The following is a 2755-nucleotide window of genomic DNA, read 5'->3' on the forward strand; positions in this document are numbered from 1 at the left end:
GTTATTTCCGATTTTAGCCTAGAAAATAGAAATGAAAACTTAAAAAACTATCTTAAGTTTCTAAAAAAGTTGCATCGCGAATAGGTCGCAGCATACTATTTCCTATTGAGGTTTCAAAAACTGGTGGTGTCACTCTAAGTTCTTCAATATTTTGTTCATATTGCGCAAGTAGTCCACTTTGTAATATGTTTTTTTTACCAATTAAAGTTTTGAAACTAGCACTATTGCTAAGTTGAAAATTGTTCTGTAAGTAATTTGATTCAAGATAGTTAGTATTAATAAAAACTCTTTCTATGCCTACATCATTTGCAAATCTAAAACTGGTGTTGTTCTTCAAATAGAAATTGCGTTTGTTAATTTCTTGATTAACTCCAGCATTGAAACGCTCAGTACTTAATTGATTGCGGCTTCTATTTATAACACTGCTCGATTCATTATTGGTCAAAAATATACTTGACAAATTATTTTCTATTTTACTTAATTCGTTAACATAATTAAAATTCCATTTTACAATAGTTGAATCATTAACTTTATGCAAAGCATCATTAGTTATTGCATAAGAGTCATTATTGAGCCAATATTTTTCCGAAATAGCAACTCCATTAATATTCGGCACTTTGATAACATGCGTTTCTTCTAACATTAAACCACCAACGCTTATGTTGCCAGAAGTTAAATCACTACCAATGCCACGAAGCGTTTTACCCGTATTATTTAATTTACCACTACTAATATTTTGAAATTTATCTTTAAAATAAATTGGTGTAGCATCTAATTTTCTTGTTAAAAACGGCACTCCCACATCACCTTTTAAGCTGCCAAAAAACAAACCAACATCTTCTTTGATTTTTAAGTTAAATGACACGTTATCCGTTTCGGTTCTACCAATATCAATGCGCTCATGATGATGTTTTTTCATCACATCAATTTCCATTACCGCATCAGCAGGAATTCCTTGTGTTGCAATAGCGTAGCCTCCTTCTAGCAAATCTACACCATTAATGTATAAATGACTTATAGGTTTGTCCAGATATTTTATTTGCCCGCTTTCGTTTATGGTTACCCCAGGTATCCTGTTAATAACCTCTTCGATAGTATAATCTTTTTCAGCTTTTAAGCCCTTAACATTATATGTAATTGTATCGCCCTTTATTGTTAAAATCCTTTCGCTCTTGATAAGAACCTCATCAAGTTTTTGCATCTTTAAACTCAGTTGAAAATCTTGCTTAGCACTTTTGAGTGGTATTTTTAAGCGAATGGTTTCGTATGAAATATGTCTTATTATTAACCACACACTATCTAATTTAATTTCTTTACTTAAAATTAATTTATAATTTCCATTTACATCCGAATTTTTGAATGCTAAAATATTGATTTCATTTTCAGAATCACTAGCAAAAATAGTACAACTGGATATTGGTTTTTTATCGACATCGAGTGCACTTCCTTGAATTTCAATCGCTTGTGAATAAACAAAAAAAGGCATTCCAATTAGGAATGCCAAAAAAATAAAGATGCAAAAATTATTATGGTTTTTAACAATCATTCGAAACGTTCAATGAAATTTTTATTTTTGGATTTATTATTACTTAATCTCACTTTTTCACCATTTACTCCTTCAACAATTAGTGTCGGCACAGCGATTTCATCACGATTCGAATATTTAAATTGTTCATTGAGAGTCATTTCGCTAAACTTTTTTCTGATTTTATAAAATTCATCCATATCGATACTCTCAAATGGTTTTCCTCCATCCTTTACAAAATAATTTTCTGTTTTTGAATCAAAAGGAAAATCTCCTTTTTTTACTTCTTTTACAACAAAACTAAAAACATTTTCACTATCCCTGAGCAACATTATCAACCCTGGTAGTCCATGAAATTTATATGGCCCAACTGTAATTGGTATTTCTGGGTTATACCATGCACTCCATTCTCTTCCAGCATAATGTACTGCTGCTTTTTTACAAGCATAACCACTAATAATAGTATCCTGACTGATTAAATTCCAATCATGATCGAGTTTTTCTTTAAACTTATAGGAATCACTTCCAATAGTCTCAAAATGTTCAGTAGTATCACCTTTATTTTGTATCAAAAAATGAAAGGGTAATTTATTTAAGAGAATATCATCTAAAGTTAGTTCTCTTTCTTTTTGAATTTTATTAAAGTTCATCATTCCCTCGAAAGTAAATAATGAACCTTGACTTGTAACAATGTATCCGCCCGACGAACCCCATATTTTTTAGATTAACCTAAGGTAGTAGTTTTGTTCTAAACAATTTAGACATGAATAAAAATGAATTTATGTTATCCCGAGTTGAATCTTGGAAACAAAGTGGACTTTCACAACAAGCGTATTGCGATCAAGCAGGTATTAAATTAGGAACCTTCAGCTATTGGATACGAAAAAGCAAAAATGAAGAAGCACAAAGCGGAGGTTTTATTGCACTGAAAAAACCAGTTTTCGCTTTAGAAAACAAATACGAAATCGTATACCCTAATGGAGTTGTGCTGCGAGTGGATACGGATAATTTAAGTGAACTTTCGGCTTTAGTAAACCTATATTAGTGTTTAGCCTTAGTAGTTCACATACCTTTTTGCTCTACCCCAAAGTTTGCGATATGCGCAAAAGTTTTAATGGTTTGTGTGGTCTTGTTACCAATGAATTAGGACGCGTAGCACACAGTGGAGAAGTATTCATTTTTATCAATCGAAATAATAATCAGATGAAACTTTTACACTGGGAATCCGGT

At 31.5% G+C, this 2755-nt stretch carries 4 protein-coding genes; 2 read left to right on the top strand and 2 right to left on the bottom strand.

The genetic code is table 11. The annotated features are described in order from the left end of the window. Nucleotides 1-52: 52 nt before the first annotated feature. Both BUC11_RS16405 and BUC11_RS16410 read right to left on the bottom strand, forming a co-directional pair. Complete coding sequence (locus BUC11_RS16405) at nucleotides 53-1546, bottom strand: hypothetical protein (RefSeq protein ID WP_073355776.1); 1494 nt, start codon at nucleotides 1544-1546, stop codon at nucleotides 53-55. Continuing rightward, nucleotides 1543-2178: a GLPGLI family protein gene (locus BUC11_RS16410; RefSeq protein ID WP_084129750.1), complete on the bottom strand. Its 636-nt coding sequence runs from the start codon at nucleotides 2176-2178 to the stop codon at nucleotides 1543-1545. The genes BUC11_RS16405 and BUC11_RS16410 overlap by 4 nt, the downstream gene beginning before the upstream one ends. A 110-nt stretch (nucleotides 2179-2288) precedes the next feature. On the opposite strand from BUC11_RS16410, the gene tnpA reads away from it, so the two are divergent. Continuing rightward, nucleotides 2289-2570 (top strand): IS66 family insertion sequence element accessory protein TnpA, encoded by a 282-nt coding sequence (gene tnpA / locus BUC11_RS16415; RefSeq protein ID WP_073353117.1) that lies wholly within the window; start codon nucleotides 2289-2291, stop codon nucleotides 2568-2570. Continuing rightward, nucleotides 2570-2755: IS66 family insertion sequence element accessory protein TnpB (gene tnpB, locus BUC11_RS17445; protein WP_394332905.1), on the top strand; the 186-nt coding region annotated here is incomplete at its 3' end. The genes tnpA and tnpB, both read left to right, overlap by 1 nt.

The sequence above is a fragment of the Flavobacterium xanthum genome, assembly GCF_900142695.1.
Lineage (GTDB): Bacteria > Bacteroidota > Bacteroidia > Flavobacteriales > Flavobacteriaceae > Flavobacterium > Flavobacterium xanthum.

What these genes read in the sequence shown, in the direction of transcription:
- tnpA (WP_073353117.1), top strand. Translation starts at nt 2,289, where the DNA reads ATGAATAAAAATGAATTTATGTTATCCCGAGTTGAATCTTGGAAACAA.
- BUC11_RS16405 (WP_073355776.1), bottom strand. Translation starts at nt 1,546, where the DNA reads ATGATTGTTAAAAACCATAATAATTTTTGCATCTTTATTTTTTTGGCA.
- BUC11_RS16410 (WP_084129750.1), bottom strand. Translation starts at nt 2,178, where the DNA reads ATGATGAACTTTAATAAAATTCAAAAAGAAAGAGAACTAACTTTAGAT.